11 protein-coding genes are annotated in these 14,749 nt (G+C 64.7%); 5 read left to right on the forward strand and 6 right to left on the reverse strand.

Annotated features, from left to right (window positions below):
• Nucleotides 1–44: 44 nt before the first annotated feature.
• Complete coding sequence (locus FQP90_RS11130) at nt 45–3,518, forward strand: bifunctional proline dehydrogenase/L-glutamate gamma-semialdehyde dehydrogenase (RefSeq protein WP_144650156.1); 3,474 nt, start codon at nt 45–47, stop codon at nt 3,516–3,518.
• 174 nt (nt 3,519–3,692) lie between these two features.
• Here the strand turns inward: FQP90_RS11130 and FQP90_RS11135 are convergent, their stop codons facing one another.
• Together FQP90_RS11135 and FQP90_RS11140 are read right to left on the reverse strand one after the other, a co-directional pair.
• Nucleotides 3,693–4,604: an oxygenase MpaB family protein gene (locus FQP90_RS11135; protein WP_208759990.1), complete on the reverse strand. Its 912-nt coding sequence runs from the start codon at nt 4,602–4,604 to the stop codon at nt 3,693–3,695.
• A gap of 39 nt (nt 4,605–4,643) precedes the next feature.
• Nucleotides 4,644–6,086: an MFS transporter gene (locus tag FQP90_RS11140; RefSeq protein WP_144650160.1), complete on the reverse strand. Its 1,443-nt coding sequence runs from the start codon at nt 6,084–6,086 to the stop codon at nt 4,644–4,646.
• Between the two features lie 96 nt (nt 6,087–6,182).
• On the opposite strand from FQP90_RS11140, the gene FQP90_RS11145 reads away from it, so the two are divergent.
• Entirely contained in the window at nt 6,183–6,560 is a 378-nt protein-coding gene (locus tag FQP90_RS11145) for a MarR family winged helix-turn-helix transcriptional regulator (protein ID WP_144650162.1), read from the forward strand.
• Nucleotides 6,561–6,578: 18 nt separating this feature from the next.
• On the opposite strand, the gene FQP90_RS11150 is transcribed toward FQP90_RS11145, so the two are convergent.
• The 4 genes from FQP90_RS11150 to FQP90_RS11165 form a co-directional block, all read right to left on the reverse strand.
• Nucleotides 6,579–7,190: a copper resistance CopC family protein gene (locus FQP90_RS11150; RefSeq protein ID WP_144650164.1), complete on the reverse strand. Its 612-nt coding sequence runs from the start codon at nt 7,188–7,190 to the stop codon at nt 6,579–6,581.
• A 130-nt stretch (nt 7,191–7,320) separates the two neighbouring features.
• Nucleotides 7,321–8,010 carry a DsbA family protein gene (locus FQP90_RS11155; RefSeq protein ID WP_144650166.1) on the reverse strand — a complete coding sequence of 230 codons (690 nt, stop codon included), beginning with the start codon at nt 8,008–8,010 and terminating at the stop codon, nt 7,321–7,323.
• Nucleotides 8,010–8,927, reverse strand: a complete 918-nt coding sequence (locus tag FQP90_RS11160) for a cation diffusion facilitator family transporter (RefSeq protein ID WP_144650168.1) — start codon at nt 8,925–8,927, stop codon at nt 8,010–8,012. Before FQP90_RS11160 ends, FQP90_RS11155 begins: the two co-directional genes overlap by 1 nt.
• A 108-nt stretch (nt 8,928–9,035) precedes the next feature.
• On the reverse strand, nt 9,036–11,147 hold the full coding sequence (locus FQP90_RS11165) for a cytochrome c oxidase assembly protein (protein ID WP_144650169.1): 2,112 nt from the start codon (nt 11,145–11,147) through the stop codon (nt 9,036–9,038).
• A gap of 218 nt (nt 11,148–11,365) precedes the next feature.
• Here FQP90_RS11165 and FQP90_RS11170 point away from each other — a divergent pair, with 218 nt between their 5' ends.
• The 3 genes from FQP90_RS11170 to FQP90_RS11180 all read left to right on the forward strand — a co-directional run bounded on the left by FQP90_RS11170 (nt 11,366) and on the right by FQP90_RS11180 (nt 14,701).
• Nucleotides 11,366–11,791 carry an ArsR/SmtB family transcription factor gene (locus FQP90_RS11170; protein ID WP_144650171.1) on the forward strand — a complete coding sequence of 142 codons (426 nt, stop codon included), beginning with the start codon at nt 11,366–11,368 and terminating at the stop codon, nt 11,789–11,791.
• Nucleotides 11,792–11,836: 45 nt separating this feature from the next.
• Nucleotides 11,837–12,805: a cytochrome c oxidase assembly protein gene (locus FQP90_RS11175; RefSeq protein WP_144650173.1), complete on the forward strand. Its 969-nt coding sequence runs from the start codon at nt 11,837–11,839 to the stop codon at nt 12,803–12,805.
• Nucleotides 12,806–13,141: 336 nt separating this feature from the next.
• Entirely contained in the window at nt 13,142–14,701 is a 1,560-nt protein-coding gene (locus FQP90_RS11180; protein WP_144650175.1) for a M23 family metallopeptidase, read from the forward strand.
• Nucleotides 14,702–14,749: the final 48 nt, after the last annotated feature.

Genomic DNA, 14,749 nt, shown 5'->3' on the forward strand with positions numbered 1-14,749 from the left:
ACTGATGGAAACAAACAAACTTCTCCGTCTCAGAAGGAGCCCCCATGACCAGCACCCTCCCGGATGCCACCGCCCCGCGCACCCAGGATTCCGCGCAGTTCGATACTTTGGCTCAGGAAGCCATCGCCTTGGTCCGCCATTGGCTTACCGAAGCCGGCAAGATCCCCGTGGATGTCTCCGCACAGCGCCTCGCCGGCGTCCTGAAGGACCCGAACGGCCTGGACTTCACTGTCGGATTCGTCGACGGCGTCATCCGCCCTGAGGACCTGTCCGTCGCCGGCCGTAAACTCGCCGAGCTGGCTCCGAAGGTGCCCAAGTTCCTCCCGTGGTACATGCGCAGCGCTGTGCGCGTGGGTGGCGTCATGGCCCCGATCGTCCCGCAGATTGTCATCCCGATCGCCCGCCGCGTGCTCCGCGAGATGGTGGGCCACTTGATCGTTGACGCCACCGACGCCAAGCTCGGTCCGGCCATCGCCAAGATCCGCCAGGACGGCGTGCACCTGAACGTGAACCTCCTCGGCGAAGCAGTCCTGGGCGAGCACGAAGCGCAGCGCCGACTGGAAGGCACCCTCAAGCTCCTGGCCCGTGAGGATGTGGACTACGTCTCCATCAAGGAATCCTCCACCGTGGCTCCGCACTCCCCGTGGGCCTTCGACGAAGCCGTCGACCACGTCGTTGAGAAGCTCACCCCGCTCTACCGCCTCGCAGCGTCCTTCCCCAAGCCCAAGTTCATCAACCTGGACATGGAGGAGTACAAGGACCTCAGCATGACCATCGCGGTGTTCAAGCGCATCCTGGACATGCCCGAGTTCAAGAACCTGGAAGCCGGCATCGTCCTCCAGGCCTACCTCCCGGACGCCCTCGGCGCCATGCAGGAACTGCAGGAATGGGCCACAGCCCGCCGCGCAAACGGTGGCGCTCCCATCAAGGTACGTGTGGTCAAGGGCGCCAACCTGCCCATGGAGCAGGTTGAAGCCTCGCTGCACGACTGGCCGCTGGCCACCTGGGGCACCAAGCAGGACTCGGACACCAGCTACAAAAACGTCATCAACTACGCCCTGACACCGGAGCACGTTGACGCCGTCCGCATCGGCGTCGCCGGCCACAACCTCTTCGACGTCGCTTTCGCCTGGCTCCTCGCCAAGCAGCGCGGGATTGCCGGGCCGGAACAGAAAGCAATCGAGTTCGAAATGCTCCTGGGCATGGCAACCGGCCAGGCCACTGCGGTCCGCAAGGATGTCGGCAGCCTCCTGCTCTACACACCGGTAGTCCACCCGGGTGAGTTCGACGTCGCCATCGCCTACCTGATCCGCCGCCTCGAAGAAGGCGCTAGCCAGGAAAACTTCATGTCCGCGGTCTTTGAGCTGAGCGAAAACGAAGCCCTGTTCCAGCGTGAACAGCAGCGCTTCCTGGACTCCCTGGCCGGCATGACGGCCGAAGTTCCCGGCCCCAACCGCAAGCAGGACCGTCGCCTCCCCGCCGAGCCCGCACCGCTCGAAGGCTTCAGCAACACCCCTGACACGGACCCGGCGCTCCCGGCCAACCGTGCCTGGGGCCGCGACATCCTCAGCCGCATCCCCGGTTCCACCGCCGGCAACAAGATCGTCGAGTCCACCAAGGTCTCCGACGCCGCCGAGTTGGACCGCATCATCGCCACCGCGGTGGACCACGGCAAGGCCTGGGGTGCCCGCCCCGCTGCCGAGCGTGCCGCCATCCTGCACCGCGCCGGTGAGGTCCTCGAAGCCCGCCGCGCTGAGCTTCTTGAGGTCATGGCGTCCGAAACCGGCAAGACCATCGACCAGGGCGACCCCGAAGTCAGCGAAGCAATCGACTTCGCGCACTACTACGCCGAGCGCGCCAAGGACCTTGAAACGGTCGACGGCGCCACGTTCGTCCCAGCCAACCTCACCGTGGTGACCCCGCCGTGGAACTTCCCGGTGGCGATCCCCGCAGGCTCGACGCTCGCAGCGCTCGCCTCAGGTTCCGCCGTCGTGATCAAGCCTGCAAAGCAGGCCCGCCGTTCCGGTTCGGTCATGGTGGATGCGCTGTGGGAAGCCGGTGTGCCGCGTGAAGTGCTGGCACTGGTGCAGCTCGAAGAGCGTGAACTGGGCACCCAGCTGGTTTCGCACCCGAGCGTTGACCGTGTGATCCTCACGGGTGGCTACGAAACGGCTGAGCTGTTCCGTTCCTTCCGCCAGGACCTGCCGCTGCTCGCGGAGACCTCCGGCAAGAACGCCATCATCGTGACCCCGAGTGCTGACCTGGACCTCGCTGCCAAGGACGTCGTGTACTCGGCCTTCGGTCATGCCGGCCAGAAGTGCTCGGCTGCCTCGCTGGTGATCCTGGTGGGTTCGGTCGCCAAGAGCGCACGCTTCCACAACCAGCTGATCGACGCCGCCCGCTCGCTGACCGTCGGCTACCCGGAGGACGCCACCACCCAGATGGGGCCGATCATCGAGGCCGCCAACGGCAAGCTCCTGAACGCTCTCACCACCCTGGGCGACGGCGAAACCTGGGCCATCAAGCCCGAACGCCTCGATGAGACCGGCCGTTTGTGGTCCCCGGGCATCCGTTCGGGCGTCAAGCGTGGCTCCTACTTCCACCTGACCGAGTTCTTCGGCCCAGTGCTGGGTGTCATGACCGCAGAAACCCTCGAAGAAGCCATCGCCATCCAGAACGAGATCGAGTACGGCCTCACGGCAGGCCTGCACTCCCTGGACTCCGCTGAAATGGGCGTCTGGCTGGACACCATTCAGGCCGGAAACCTTTACGTCAACCGCGGTATCACCGGCGCGATCGTCCAGCGCCAGCCGTTCGGTGGCTGGAAGAAGTCGGCAGTTGGCGCCGGAACCAAGGCCGGTGGACCCAACTACCTGATCGGCCTGGGCAGCTGGCTCCCGGCTGAAGCCAAGGCCAAGCGCGGCACCGTACTTCAAGGCGCTGCCGCCCGGATTTTGGCCGCCGCACAGTCCGCTGACGTGACCGCCGAGGAACTCCAGACCCTCCAGCAGGCACTCTTCAGCGACGCCGCAGCATGGGAATCCGAGTTCGGCACGCGCAAGGACGTCTCCGCCCTCTCGGCAGAGCGCAACGTTTTCCGCTACCGCTCCCTCCCCGTCACCATCCGCCTCTCCGAAGGCGAGCGGCTCGCTGAGCTGCTGCGCGTCGTAGCAGCCGGTGCAGTGGCTGGCTCGGCGCTCACGGTGAGCTCCGCCGTCGTACTTCCTGATGCAGTGGTGACCGTGTTCGCGAACCTGGGCGTCAGCGTCCGGATCGAGGACGACGCCGCGTGGCTGGCCCGGGCGGCCAACTTCGACGCCGGTCGGATCCGCCTGATCGGTGGCGACTTCGCCGCGCTGAGCGCAGCGATGGGTGGCCGTCCGGATGTTGCGGTGTACCACGGCGCCGTCACCCAGGCAGGCCGCATCGAGATGCTGCCGTTCCTCCGCGAGCAGGCCGTGTCCATCACGGCCCACCGCTTCGGCACTCCGAACCACCTGTCGGACCACCTGATCTAGTTTCGTGCGCCGGAAGAGCCGGGCAGGACGGTTTCCCACCGTCCTGCCCGGCTCTTCGCTTTTGGCCAGCCCGTACCTTCACCACCCCCTTTGACCAGTACTCAACGCGACACATGGCGGATTGCGGCGTGTCCACGGTGCCGGGACAGGCAGATTCCAACCTTCCCGCAGGGGTCACACGGCGTAGCCGAGCCTCTGCAACCTTCGCCGGGCTGCTTGTTCGCTCGGTCCATGGGAGCCCAAGGCGAGTCGGACCATCCACAGCACCGCCCTGGCCGCGGTAATGGCGGGCAACGGAAGCGGGCCAAGTCGGGCGGCGCGGATCCCCAGCATGGTGCGGTACCTGGGTTCAAGGCTCGCGACGGCGGCCGCAAAGAGGATGCGGTAACCGGGCTTGAGCAGCGGGCTCAGTGGTGGATGCCGGATGAAGGACACGGTTTCAGCCAGGCGCTCGTCGGCCCGCAGCACGCCCGAGGAATACCAGGCTTCCAATTCGTCGCGGACCTGGGCCTCGGTAAGCGGGGGATTCTCTACGCCCATGAGCCTGCCGGCCGCCGCCCACTCCCGGACGTAGGCATCGGGGCCTCCGGGGATGGTTCGCCCCCAAATGCGGTTGGCGGTGATGAATGAATCCGCGTAGGTTACGTGGACCCAGCGGAGGAGTTCGGGGTCGTTGGCGGCATACTCCCTCACGGCGCCGTTTCCGTCCACGTAGGTTCCCTGGACGCGCTCGTGGATCTTCCGGACGCGGTACGTAGCGGTTTCGGCTGCCTCCTTGGATCCGTACGTGACCGTGAAGATCCACCGAACAGTGTTGGCGAGGCGGCCCAACGGGTCTTTCTGGAAGTCCGAATGCTCGTACACTCCCGCCAACGCGCCGGGGTGCAGGGCCTGCATCAACAGGACCCTGATCCCCGCCACGATGGTGGCAACGTGTCCGTGAACCGCCCAGACGGCCGACCCCGGAAGGTGGTATCCGGCGTCGTTCCCTTCCGCGAGGCGCGGCACCCACTCAGGCGGAGTGCCCGACGTCCCCGTGAACGTGCGCTGGAGTTCGTGTCTGTACTCGGTGAGGTAATTCCTCATGCCTTCAATTCGACCGCTCTTTGGCCGAGGTGTACAGGGTTAGGTGCGGACGCGACGACGCGAGGGTGCCGCTGCCACCAGCAAAGCAGCAATGGCGACGGCGGCACTCAGGATGAGTCCCGGCCGATACTGTTCCAGCATGGCTTGGGCGCTGACGGTCCCGGCAGCCTGTCCATGCCCGCTGACCAGGGCCGTGGTGACCGCCAGGACAAGCGCGGCGCCCACCTGGGTGCTGGTTTGGATCAGGCCGGCGGCCAGGCCCTGCTCGGAATCGCGGATGCCGGTGGTGGCCTGAACGTTAATGGACGGGAAGGCAAGGGCGAAGCCGATGCCTAGGAGGATGACCGAGGGCAGGATATCCAGGACGTAGTTGGGTGATGTGCCCACCCGGAGGAACAGGACGTAACCCAACCCCAGGGCTGTGAGGCCAGTGATAATGAGCTGCGTAGCGCCGAACTTCTCAATCAGCCGATCGGCGAAAGGTGCGCTGCTGGCCACCAGCAATCCAGTGGGGAGCAGGGCCAGTGCCATCCCCAGCGGCGACCAGCCCAGGACGGACTGAAGGTACATGGTCAGGATGAACTGGAAGCTCAGGTAGGACCCGAAGAGCCCCACCGCGCTCAGGTTGGCCCGGGCAACCCAGCCTTCCTTGAGGATGCTGAAGCGGATCAGCGGGTGCTTGACCTTGTTTTCGATCACCGCGAATGCTGCCAGCACGGCAACAGAAACTGCGAATCCGGCGATTGTTGCCACAGATCCCCAGCCCTGTTCCGGTGCTGAAACCAAGGTGTACACCAAGCCGAGCATGCCCAAGGCCAGTGTCACGGCGCCCCAGATGTCGTGCCCGCTGTCCTCAACGGACGGCTTGTCCTTGGGAATGAACCTCATGCCCAGGAGAACCACGAGGACGGCGATCGGCACCGAGACCAGGAACGTCCAGCGCCAACTGAGGCTGGTCATCAGGCCGCCCACCACCAGGCCCAGCGAGAAACCGCTGGCGCCGAAGGTGGTGAAGATGGACAACGCCCTGTTGCGCTCGCGGCCTTCCGCGAAGTTCGTGGTGATGATGGAGAACCCGGCCGGCGCGGTGAAGGCTGCCGCCAGTCCCTTGATGAATCTCGTTGCAATGAGGATGGCGGGATCGTCAACCAGTCCGCCAAGGAGCGACGCTGCGGCGAACACCGTCAGCGCAATGAGGAAGATTCGACGGCGGCCCAGCAGGTCCGCGAGCCGGCCACCAAGGAGCAGCAGGCTCCCGTAACCCAGGACGTAGGCGGAGACGATCCACTGCAGGGAATCGGTTCCGAGGTTGAGCTCTTGCCCGATGGATGGCAAGGCGACGCCAACCATGGAGACGTCCAGGGCGTCGAGGGCCAGGACGGTGCACACGACCATGAGCAGCAGCCACTGCGCCCGCGTCCAGCGGACGGCTGAGACCAAGGGCGGCTCGGCGGAGGATTTGAGGGTGGTGGGTGATGTCATGCGTTCAATGTATATGACGCGTCATTCAATGACAAGGAATATGACACGGATTCTTATGACGTGGATTCTAATGGCGGAATGAACTAGAATCAGGACATGGCAACGACGCGTGACCGTCAGCTGGTTGAGCAGTGGCGCAGCATCCAGAACTCCTACTTCCGTACCGCAGGAGCAATCGACCGCGCCCTGGAAGCCAAATTTGATATCGGCCTGAACGAGTTCGAAATCCTTGACCTCGTGGCCGACAGCGAAGAGTCTGCCTGCCGCATGAAGGCACTGGGGGAGCGCACTCCCATGACGCAGAGCGCCGTCTCCAAGGTGGTGGACCGGCTGGAAAAGGCCGGCTTGGTATCCCGCCAAACCTGCGTGGATGACCGCCGCTCACTGTTCCTGGAGCTGACCGAGGCGGGCCGGGCGCTGCACTCCTCGGCGGCGGTGGAACACCGTGCGCTGCTCGCGGAAAACCTCGGCTGAAGCAACCTTCCGGTGCGGCTATGCTCCGGTGCGCTTGTTCCTGCGTCTCTGTGCGATGAAGAATACCGCGGCGGCGACAGCAAGTATGCCGGTTGCGATGCCGACGGCCAGGGGTGCATTGCTGTCGTTGGGCTTGACCTGTTCCGGTGCCGTTTCGGCAGCCGGCGCGACACCGGTGGAGGCGGTACTGGCCGCCGGAGTCGGTATCACCGATGGCGAGGCCGGGACTGCCTGGGCCGGACCTTGGACGGTGAAGGAGTAGGTACCTTCGATGGGGTGCCCATCCGAGGAAACAGTCCTCCAGAGGACCTTGTAAATTCCGTTGGCCCCTCCGGCTATGGCGGTGGAGATGGTTGCGCCGTCCACGGTGACGTTGCCGTCGCTGAGGGTCTTGCCCGCCTCGTCGGTAACGGTGATGACACTGATGTTGAGCTGGCTGGTGTCCAGGGGCGGTTCCGACAACGTCAGGGAAACGGTACCGGGGGCTGCCGTGACGGTGGTGTTCCCAGCCGGCACGGTCGATTCCAGGGTGTCGTGCGCCGTGGCCGGCGCTGCCGCGAAGGCCGGGATGAGGATGGCTGCGGAAAAGACCAGTCCGAAGCGGTTGTGTTGCTTGTTACGGGGATTCATAGGGATTCTGCGATTCTGCTCGATATAAAGAAATGAAGTAGCTGGGTGCGCGCCAGTGACACCTGACAACATGTTCAGTGCGCCATGTTCAGTGCGCCGCCGGAAGAATCAGAGGCGCTGATGGCTCTGGCTATTTGCCGGCGTCTGCCAACAGCTGCCGGAACTGCTCCTTGGTCTCAAGGTTGAGCATCTTCCCGTTCAGGAAAAACGTCGGGGTGCCCTTCACTCCTAAAGCGGTGCCATCCGCAATGTCCTTTTTGATCCGTTCCTTGGTTTTGTCGTCGGCGACGGCGGCATCATATGCGGCCAGGTCCAGGCCGAGTTCCTGGGCAAAGGTGCGGAACAGGGGTGCTTGGGATTGCGTCTTTTCGCCCCATTGCGGTTGCGTTTCGAACATCTTGGCATACATCTGTTCGTACTTGCCTTGCTGGGCCGCGGCTTCGACGGCAAGCGCGGCCGTGGCTGAATTGCGGTGTGCCGGCAGCGGGAAGTAGCGGTTGACGAAGGTGATCCGGTCGCCGAATTCCTTCTTCAGATCCTCAACCACGGGTTGGGCGGCAAGGCAGGCTTCGCATTCGAAGTCCAGGAACTCGACCAGTACGGCTTTTTCCGTAGACGGTGATGTGACACGGTGGCTGTCCTCGCGGACCAGTTGCGCTTCCGCGGCGGGAGCCGGAGCCGTCGGGGCTGGCTTGTTCAGCGAGAACGCGGTGTACCAGATCACGCCGACGGCAACGAGGGCGGCCAGCAGGACCCAGATAAAGACCCGGGCCTTCTTGGCTGTGTCCATGGGCGGGGGTGGGGTTTTGGTTTGAGTCATTAGTGGTGGATGCTTTCCTGGTCGCGATGGGCGGCGGGTTCGATCTGGAAGGTGGAGTGTTCGACGCTGATGTCGAAGTGCTGGGCCACGCAGTCCTGCATGTCAGCCAGGATGCTGGCTGCATGGCCGTCGGTCATGCAGTTGTCCTCCACGGTGACGTGGGCGGAGAGTATCGGTGTTCCGGAGGCTACGAGGGAAGCGTGAAGGTCATGGACATCGATCACGTGCGGCAGGACCAGAATGTGTTCACGCACTTTGGCCAGGTCCAGCCCTTTGGGTGTGGATTCCATGAGCACGCTCACCGTGTCACGGAGCAGCTTGATCGTGCGGGGGATGATCAGGACACCGATCAGCAGGGAGACGAGGGCGTCGGCCTGCAGCCAGCCGGTGAGGGCGATGATGATGGCTGCCGTGATGACGGCCACGGACCCGAGCGCGTCATTGAGGACCTCCAGGAAGGCGGCCTTCATATTGAAATTGTGGTTCCTGCCCGAGGCGAGGATGACAAGACCAACAGCGTTCCCGGCCAGGCCGATGATGCCGAACCAGAGCATCGTGGATTCCCCGATCTCCGGGGGTTCAAAGAGCCGGCGGATACCTTCGACGATGACAAAGCCGCCGACGGCGAGCAGCAGCGCGGCCTGCCCGGCAGCGGCAATGATTTCGGCGCGTTTGTAACCCCAGGTGCGCTCCAACGTGGCTGGCTTCAGGGCCAGCGACGCAGCGAAAAGAGCTATCAACAGCCCTGCTGAATCGGTGAACATGTGGCCGGCGTCGGCCAGTAGTGCGAGGCTGCCGGTCAGAACGGAGCCAATGATCTCGGCGATCATCACCGCGAAGGTGATGGCAAAGACGGTGATGAGTTTGCCTCGCCGAGCCGTTGCCTCGGCTGCGTGGTCGTGCTCGTGACCGCTCATGGGCGGACCTCCAGGGTGTAGGGAGAGGATGGATGGATGGCGGTAATGTCCGGCCAGAAGGTTGGAGGGAAACACCGGGTCATCAGCTGTGGCAGGATCGCGGCCCGTTCAGCGTTGGGATCCATGGCCCCGGCTCTCCGTGTCCCGTTCGCCAAGCCGGGCGAGCATGGCATTGCAGGCCGCCAGGTCAGCGTCGTTGGTCCGGGCTGCTGCCCGGTCGTTGCGCCGCATTTCGCGGGCATCGGAACGTGACCACATGATGGCGACGCCGACGGCGATGAGCAACGTCGGGACCTCGCCGATACCCCAGGTGATGGCGCCGGCCATTTGCTGGTCCTCCAGTGCTGTGGCACCCCAGTCGCGTCCAAGCTCGGTGAACCATTCCGCTTGGATCAGGGCCGTTGACCCCATCAGGGTGACGCCGAAGAAGGCATGGAGGGCCATGGTGGCAAGGAGCAGCAGCAGCCGCAGCGGGTACGGCGCCCGACGCGGAACGGGGTCGGTGCCGATCATCGACAGGACGAACAGGTAGCCGGTGATGACGAAATGGACTGTCATGAGTTCATGCCCGACATGTTCCCTCAGGGCGAAGCCGAACGCATCGGAGTAGTAGAACAGGACGATCGAGCCGGCAAAATTCGCCGCCACAAACAATGGATGCGTCACGACGGCTGCCACCCGGGAATGAACCAGGACCATGATCCATTCGCGCGGCCCGCGGGAGCCGTCAGGTCGCGGTTTCAGTGCCCGAAGCGCCAGCGTCACCGGGGAGCCGAGCACAAGAAATACGGGCACGATCATAGTCAGGGCCATGTGGTCCACCATGTGGGCGCTAAAGAGGATCCGCCCGTACACTGACGGTCCGCCCGAGGTGAAGAACACCAGCGCCACCAACCCTGTGATCCAGAGCAGGCTGCGTATCCATGGCCACCCGTCCCCGCGGCGCCGCAGGTGCTGCGCCGCGCGAAGATACAGGTACGCGGCGAAAACGGCGAACGCAATCCAGAGCCAGTCCGGCCGCCAGATGGTGAACCACCGTTCGGGGGTCAGTTCGGGTGGCAGGAGATACCCGGTGAGGATCTCGCCCGGTGTCAGGGCTGGTCGGATGTCTTCCCCTGCCGGTGGTGGCGTGCGGCTCAATGCGGCGGCAAGGCCGCTGACGGCACCCATGATCAACAGCTCAACGACGATGAAACGCCAGAGCAGCCGGGTGGGCCGACCGGTCGCGGATTTCACGCTCAGGACCGGAATGAGCCTTTTCCGGTGCAGGAACCCGATCGCACCCAATGTGATCGAGGCCGCCGCCTTGGCCATCAGCATGACGCCGTACGGAGAGGCCAGTCCTGCCGGGAACTCGATGCGGATGGTGGCGTTGATGATGCCCGAGGCCATAACAAGGACGAAGGCGAAACCGGCCAGGGTGGAGAACCGCTTAAGGACCTCGGCGGTGTCTTTGCCAAAAGAGGTGCCGCCTACGGCGAGGGCTACGAGCCCGCCAAACCAGAGGCACACTCCGAATAAATGCAGCCCCAGGGAGTTGATGGCCTGTTCGTGGTCGTCTCCGCCGGCGGCATGGCCAATCAGGATCACCGGCAGCAGGCCTCCCAGGGCCAGCAGGGTTGTGGTGGCCAGCCCTGTTGCAGACCTGACACCGAAGGTCAGGGTGGCGACGACCGCGGAGATGATAACGACCCACAGCCACGCCGCGCCGTTGGGAAGTTCGGTGACGTAGGAGGTCAGCTGCGCGGCGAATTCGCGGCTTCCCGACAGCGGGACGCCTGCGATGTCGGCGAAGCTGAACACTAGAACCACCAAGGCGGAAAGCGTCCACGTCAGGCTCGCCACCGACGCCAGGACCATGATCCGGCTGAAGGCGGGGTGCTCATGGCCGGCCGCGATGGTCGACGCCGATGAAGCTGTCGCGCTGGACCGGACCCGGCCGGTGCCTCTGCGGCCACGCAGAACCGGCGGAACGATGAACGCCGCGAAGACCAACGCGCCGATCGTGGCCGCGGATGCAATGTTCTGCACGGTCTGAGCCACGCCATACCCCCACCGCACCAGGGCCCCCGGATCGCGGGTCTCGGCCGCCAGGGTTCCTCGGCCGTACGCCGTGGCCACGAGGACCACGATCACCGCAATCACACCGGCGGCCGCCAGCCACCACAGCTTGGGCGATACGGCCGGACGGTCGCCGGCAGCGGGGGCTCTCAAAGCCACAATGGTTCCCTAACGCTGGTCCCGGACCTGGCTCCGCATTCGTTGGAGCAGGAAGCGCCGCTGCATTGCGGCGCGATATAAGAATATATGTAGAGTTGTTCAGACGTTAATCGGTTGCCCGCTGCTCGCGACGGGGACCCGTACCCGTGGCCGTTGCCGGCGACCGGGTCGCCACAAGGCAAATGCGACGCATTAGCAGGTAGAGGTAGTCTTGATGAATGACCGGAACAGTACAGGGAATGCCGACAGCGCCCACCCGGCCGGGCAGCGAATGCGCCACCCGTCTGGTCGACGCCGAGAAGGTCCAGGCTGTCAGATCCCGGATGCCTGCGGAGGCAGATGTCGCGGAGCTCGCCGTGATCTTTGGCCTTCTTTCGGACCCCGGCCGGGTGAGGATCCTGATCGCCCTGCTCGAAGGGGAGATGTGTGTGTGCGATCTGGCAGCCACCACCGGGCTGAGCGAATCAGGCGTGTCCCATGCACTCCGCCTCCTGCGGGGCCCGCGCGTGGTGCAGGTTCGTCGCGCCGGGCGGAGGGCCTACTACTCCCTGGCCGACTCGCACGTACGGATGCTGCTGGATCTTGGCCTGACCCACGTTGGGCATGCCGGTCAGGACCGGCTGAAAATGGTCACCAACAGCTAGCCTCATCCTCTTTACCTGCCGTTGCCTCCGGACGGCGGTACTGACATGGGAGAGCCCGGAATTGAAGGCCCGGTCTGGCTTCCCTCACTGCCTCCGTCGTTGGCCGAGTATCTGTCCCCGAACCTTCAACCTGTCCCGCTGATACCGGCCTTGACGCTGCTGGCGGCGGTGTTCTACCTCGCCGGGGCAGTCCGGCTCTGGCGGCAGGGGCGGCACTGGTCCCCGGTACGCACCGCGTCCTTCCTGTTCGGCTGCCTGGCCATCATCGTGGTCATGGGGGCCGGTATCGAAGGCTACGGCCTGCGGATGTTTTCCATCTTCATGTTCCAGCAGTTGACCCTGATGATGGCCGTGCCACCCTTGCTGGTCATCGGGTCCCCGGGCACGTTGCTGCTGCGGGCAACCCCGCACGGGATGTTCGGCCGACCGGTCCTGCGCGCGGCTCTGTGGGGACTGCGCTCCCGCTGGGGCCGGCTGGCCATCCACCCGGCCTTCATGGTGCCCCTGTTCCTGCTCGGTTTCTATGGCGTGTACTTCTCCGGCCTTGCGGACCTGCTGCTGCCCACCTGGTACGGGCACGTGGGACTGGAACTGTTGTTCCTGGCCGCCGGGATCCTGTTCACCGTGCCGCTGATCTCTGCGGACCCGCTGCCGACCAGGCAAACCCATTTCGGCCGGATGCTGGATATTTTCGCGGAGATGCCCTTGCACGCCTTCTTCGGCGTCGTCATCATGATGGCCACAGCCCCAATGGTCAAGTTTTTCTCCGCACCGCCGGAGAGTTGGAACGTTGACCCGATGGCCGATCAAGGCCTGGCCGGCGGACTGGCCTGGTCCTATGGGGAACTGCCCGGGGTGCTGTTGCTGATGTTCATCCTCGTGCGCTGGCAACGGGACGAGGCCCGAGGGTGGGCGAAGGCAGACAGGAGAACGGCGGTGGCCGGCGACCCGGATCTGGATGCCTACAACGAATACCTACGCCAACTGGCCAACCGTCCTGTGCGCCGCCGATGACCCCTTGCCCCCGCATCTCCCACCCGCACTCAAGAGAAGCATGGCCGGACGCTGCTTTGGCGGACCCGAAACTGCAAGCACTCCGCGTCTTGTGTTTGTTCCTGTGCAAGGCACCACAGCGCCGTTGTTCGAGCACTGGGATTGCCGCGCCGGGGAGGGCGCTTTGCGGGCAGTGGTTTGGGCTCACCACAAAGCTCAAGACGTCTTGAGCCAAAACTGAGCCAACCTTTCTGTTGCCAGGGCCTGGGAAGCCTTTATTTCTGATGTGATTCCCGCAACAATGGTGCTTGCACGCCAGGCTGGGGTTTGGTGCCGCTGGCTTTTGGGGAGTGTTTTGTGGGCAAGCATCATGATTCAGACCGGGCAATAAACCTGATCCGCGCAGCGGGTTTCCATCGCGTCCTTATCGCGGGAAGCCTCGCCATCCTGGCCTTCTTCGCGTTTGGCTTCCAACCCCTGAGCTCCGTTCCGGCGGGCTCAGTGAACGGCGCTTTGGCGCAGGGTGTTGTTGGGCCCACAGCATTAGGCACGTTGGTGCCGCCAGAGGCAGAAACCCTGGTAATCGACGCCATGCCGGAACCTCCTGAACAGCTGCCCGGCACGCCCATGGTCTACTTCGACCGCGCCATGATCCGCACTGTCAGCAAGGATGGGTCTACTGGCCTGACCGTCGCCTCGGCCGGCCTTTCCCGTCCGCCGACCGGCGCCCTGTACGCACCTCTTGAGGTGCTCAACCCGAGTTCATCCTACGGATACCGGTACAGCCCACTGACAGGTTTGGCTGGCGAATTCCACTGGGGCCAGGACTACGCAGCACCCTGTGGCACGCGCGTCTATGCCGCTGACGCCGGTGTTGTCCGAGCCGTCGGTTGGCACATTTGGGGCGGCGGAAACCGTGTGGAGATTGAACACGGCAACGGCCTGGTCACTACGTACAACCACCTGCAGGCCATTGGCGTGACGAAGGGCCAATCAGTCCGCGTCGGCGAGGTTATCGCCCAGGTCGGCACCACTGGCTGGTCCACGGGCTGCCACCTGCATTTCGAGACCATCGTGAACGGCTTGCACACCAACCCCAACGGTTGGACGTACCTGCCCATGCGGCAGATAGATCCGCTGCAGAACATTGCCATGGTGAACTACCAGCCAGGCGCCGGTTCAAGCACGTCGTCCGCACCGCAGTGGGCCGTCCCGGTAGCCGACGGCACCAACCGTGCAGTTATCGGTGGCGAACACGAAGAGCCCGTGGCCCCACCGGTAGTTGTTCCGCCCGCCACTACGCCGCCGGCAACACAGACGCCGAATACGCCGCCAGCCACCACTACGCCGCCGGCAACCCAGACGCCGACGCCGTCCCAAACTCCGACGGCGACGCCCTCGCCTTCCGCGACAGCCACGCCGACCCCGACTCCGACGGCAACCGCCACACCAACTCCGACGGCAACCGCCACACCAACGCCCACCGTGACACCAACACCGACGGCTACTGCGACTACCCCAGCGTCGAGCACCTCGGCGCCCGCCACGACTTCAGTGGCACCCGCGGCGACCACGACGACGGCACCCGCACCCGCCGCCGTCGTGCCTCCCGCAGCGCCAGCGGCGCCCGCACCGGCTGCACCCGCACCGGCTGCACCCGCCGTAGTGGCTCCAGCGCCTGCGGCAGTCCCAGCGGCCCCCGCTCCTGCTCCGGCCGTAACGAAGGCCGTGGCACCTGCGCCGGCTCCTGCCACTCCGGTGGCTCCTGCGCCGGCACCTACTCCCGTCGCGGTCCTGCCGCAGACGATCCCAGCCGTGGTTCTGCCGCCCGGATACACCCTGGTGGGAACGGACAAGGTCAAGCTTCCGAACGGCACCATTGTGCCGCTCTCCACGCTCATCCTTCCGACGCCCTAGGCGTCCACTCGCTGAGGGCACGTGAAACGCGGGTACCCCTGCGTTTCG

It is taken from the genome of Paenarthrobacter nitroguajacolicus, assembly GCF_007786235.1.
Lineage (GTDB): Bacteria > Actinomycetota > Actinomycetes > Actinomycetales > Micrococcaceae > Arthrobacter > Arthrobacter nitroguajacolicus_A.

Bases quoted from the DNA above. Each gene is read 5' to 3' on its own strand.
- FQP90_RS11175 (WP_144650173.1), top strand. From the start codon at position 11,837: ATGGGAGAGCCCGGAATTGAAGGCCCGGTCTGGCTTCCCTCACTGCCT.
- FQP90_RS11150 (WP_144650164.1), bottom strand. From the start codon at position 7,190: ATGAATCCCCGTAACAAGCAACACAACCGCTTCGGACTGGTCTTTTCC.
- FQP90_RS11155 (WP_144650166.1), bottom strand. From the start codon at position 8,010: ATGACTCAAACCAAAACCCCACCCCCGCCCATGGACACAGCCAAGAAG.
- FQP90_RS11145 (WP_144650162.1), top strand. From the start codon at position 6,183: ATGGCAACGACGCGTGACCGTCAGCTGGTTGAGCAGTGGCGCAGCATC.
- FQP90_RS11130 (WP_144650156.1), top strand. From the start codon at position 45: ATGACCAGCACCCTCCCGGATGCCACCGCCCCGCGCACCCAGGATTCC.
- FQP90_RS11160 (WP_144650168.1), bottom strand. From the start codon at position 8,927: ATGAGCGGTCACGAGCACGACCACGCAGCCGAGGCAACGGCTCGGCGA.
- FQP90_RS11170 (WP_144650171.1), top strand. From the start codon at position 11,366: ATGACCGGAACAGTACAGGGAATGCCGACAGCGCCCACCCGGCCGGGC.
- FQP90_RS11140 (WP_144650160.1), bottom strand. From the start codon at position 6,086: ATGACATCACCCACCACCCTCAAATCCTCCGCCGAGCCGCCCTTGGTC.
- FQP90_RS11135 (WP_208759990.1), bottom strand. From the start codon at position 4,604: ATGAGGAATTACCTCACCGAGTACAGACACGAACTCCAGCGCACGTTC.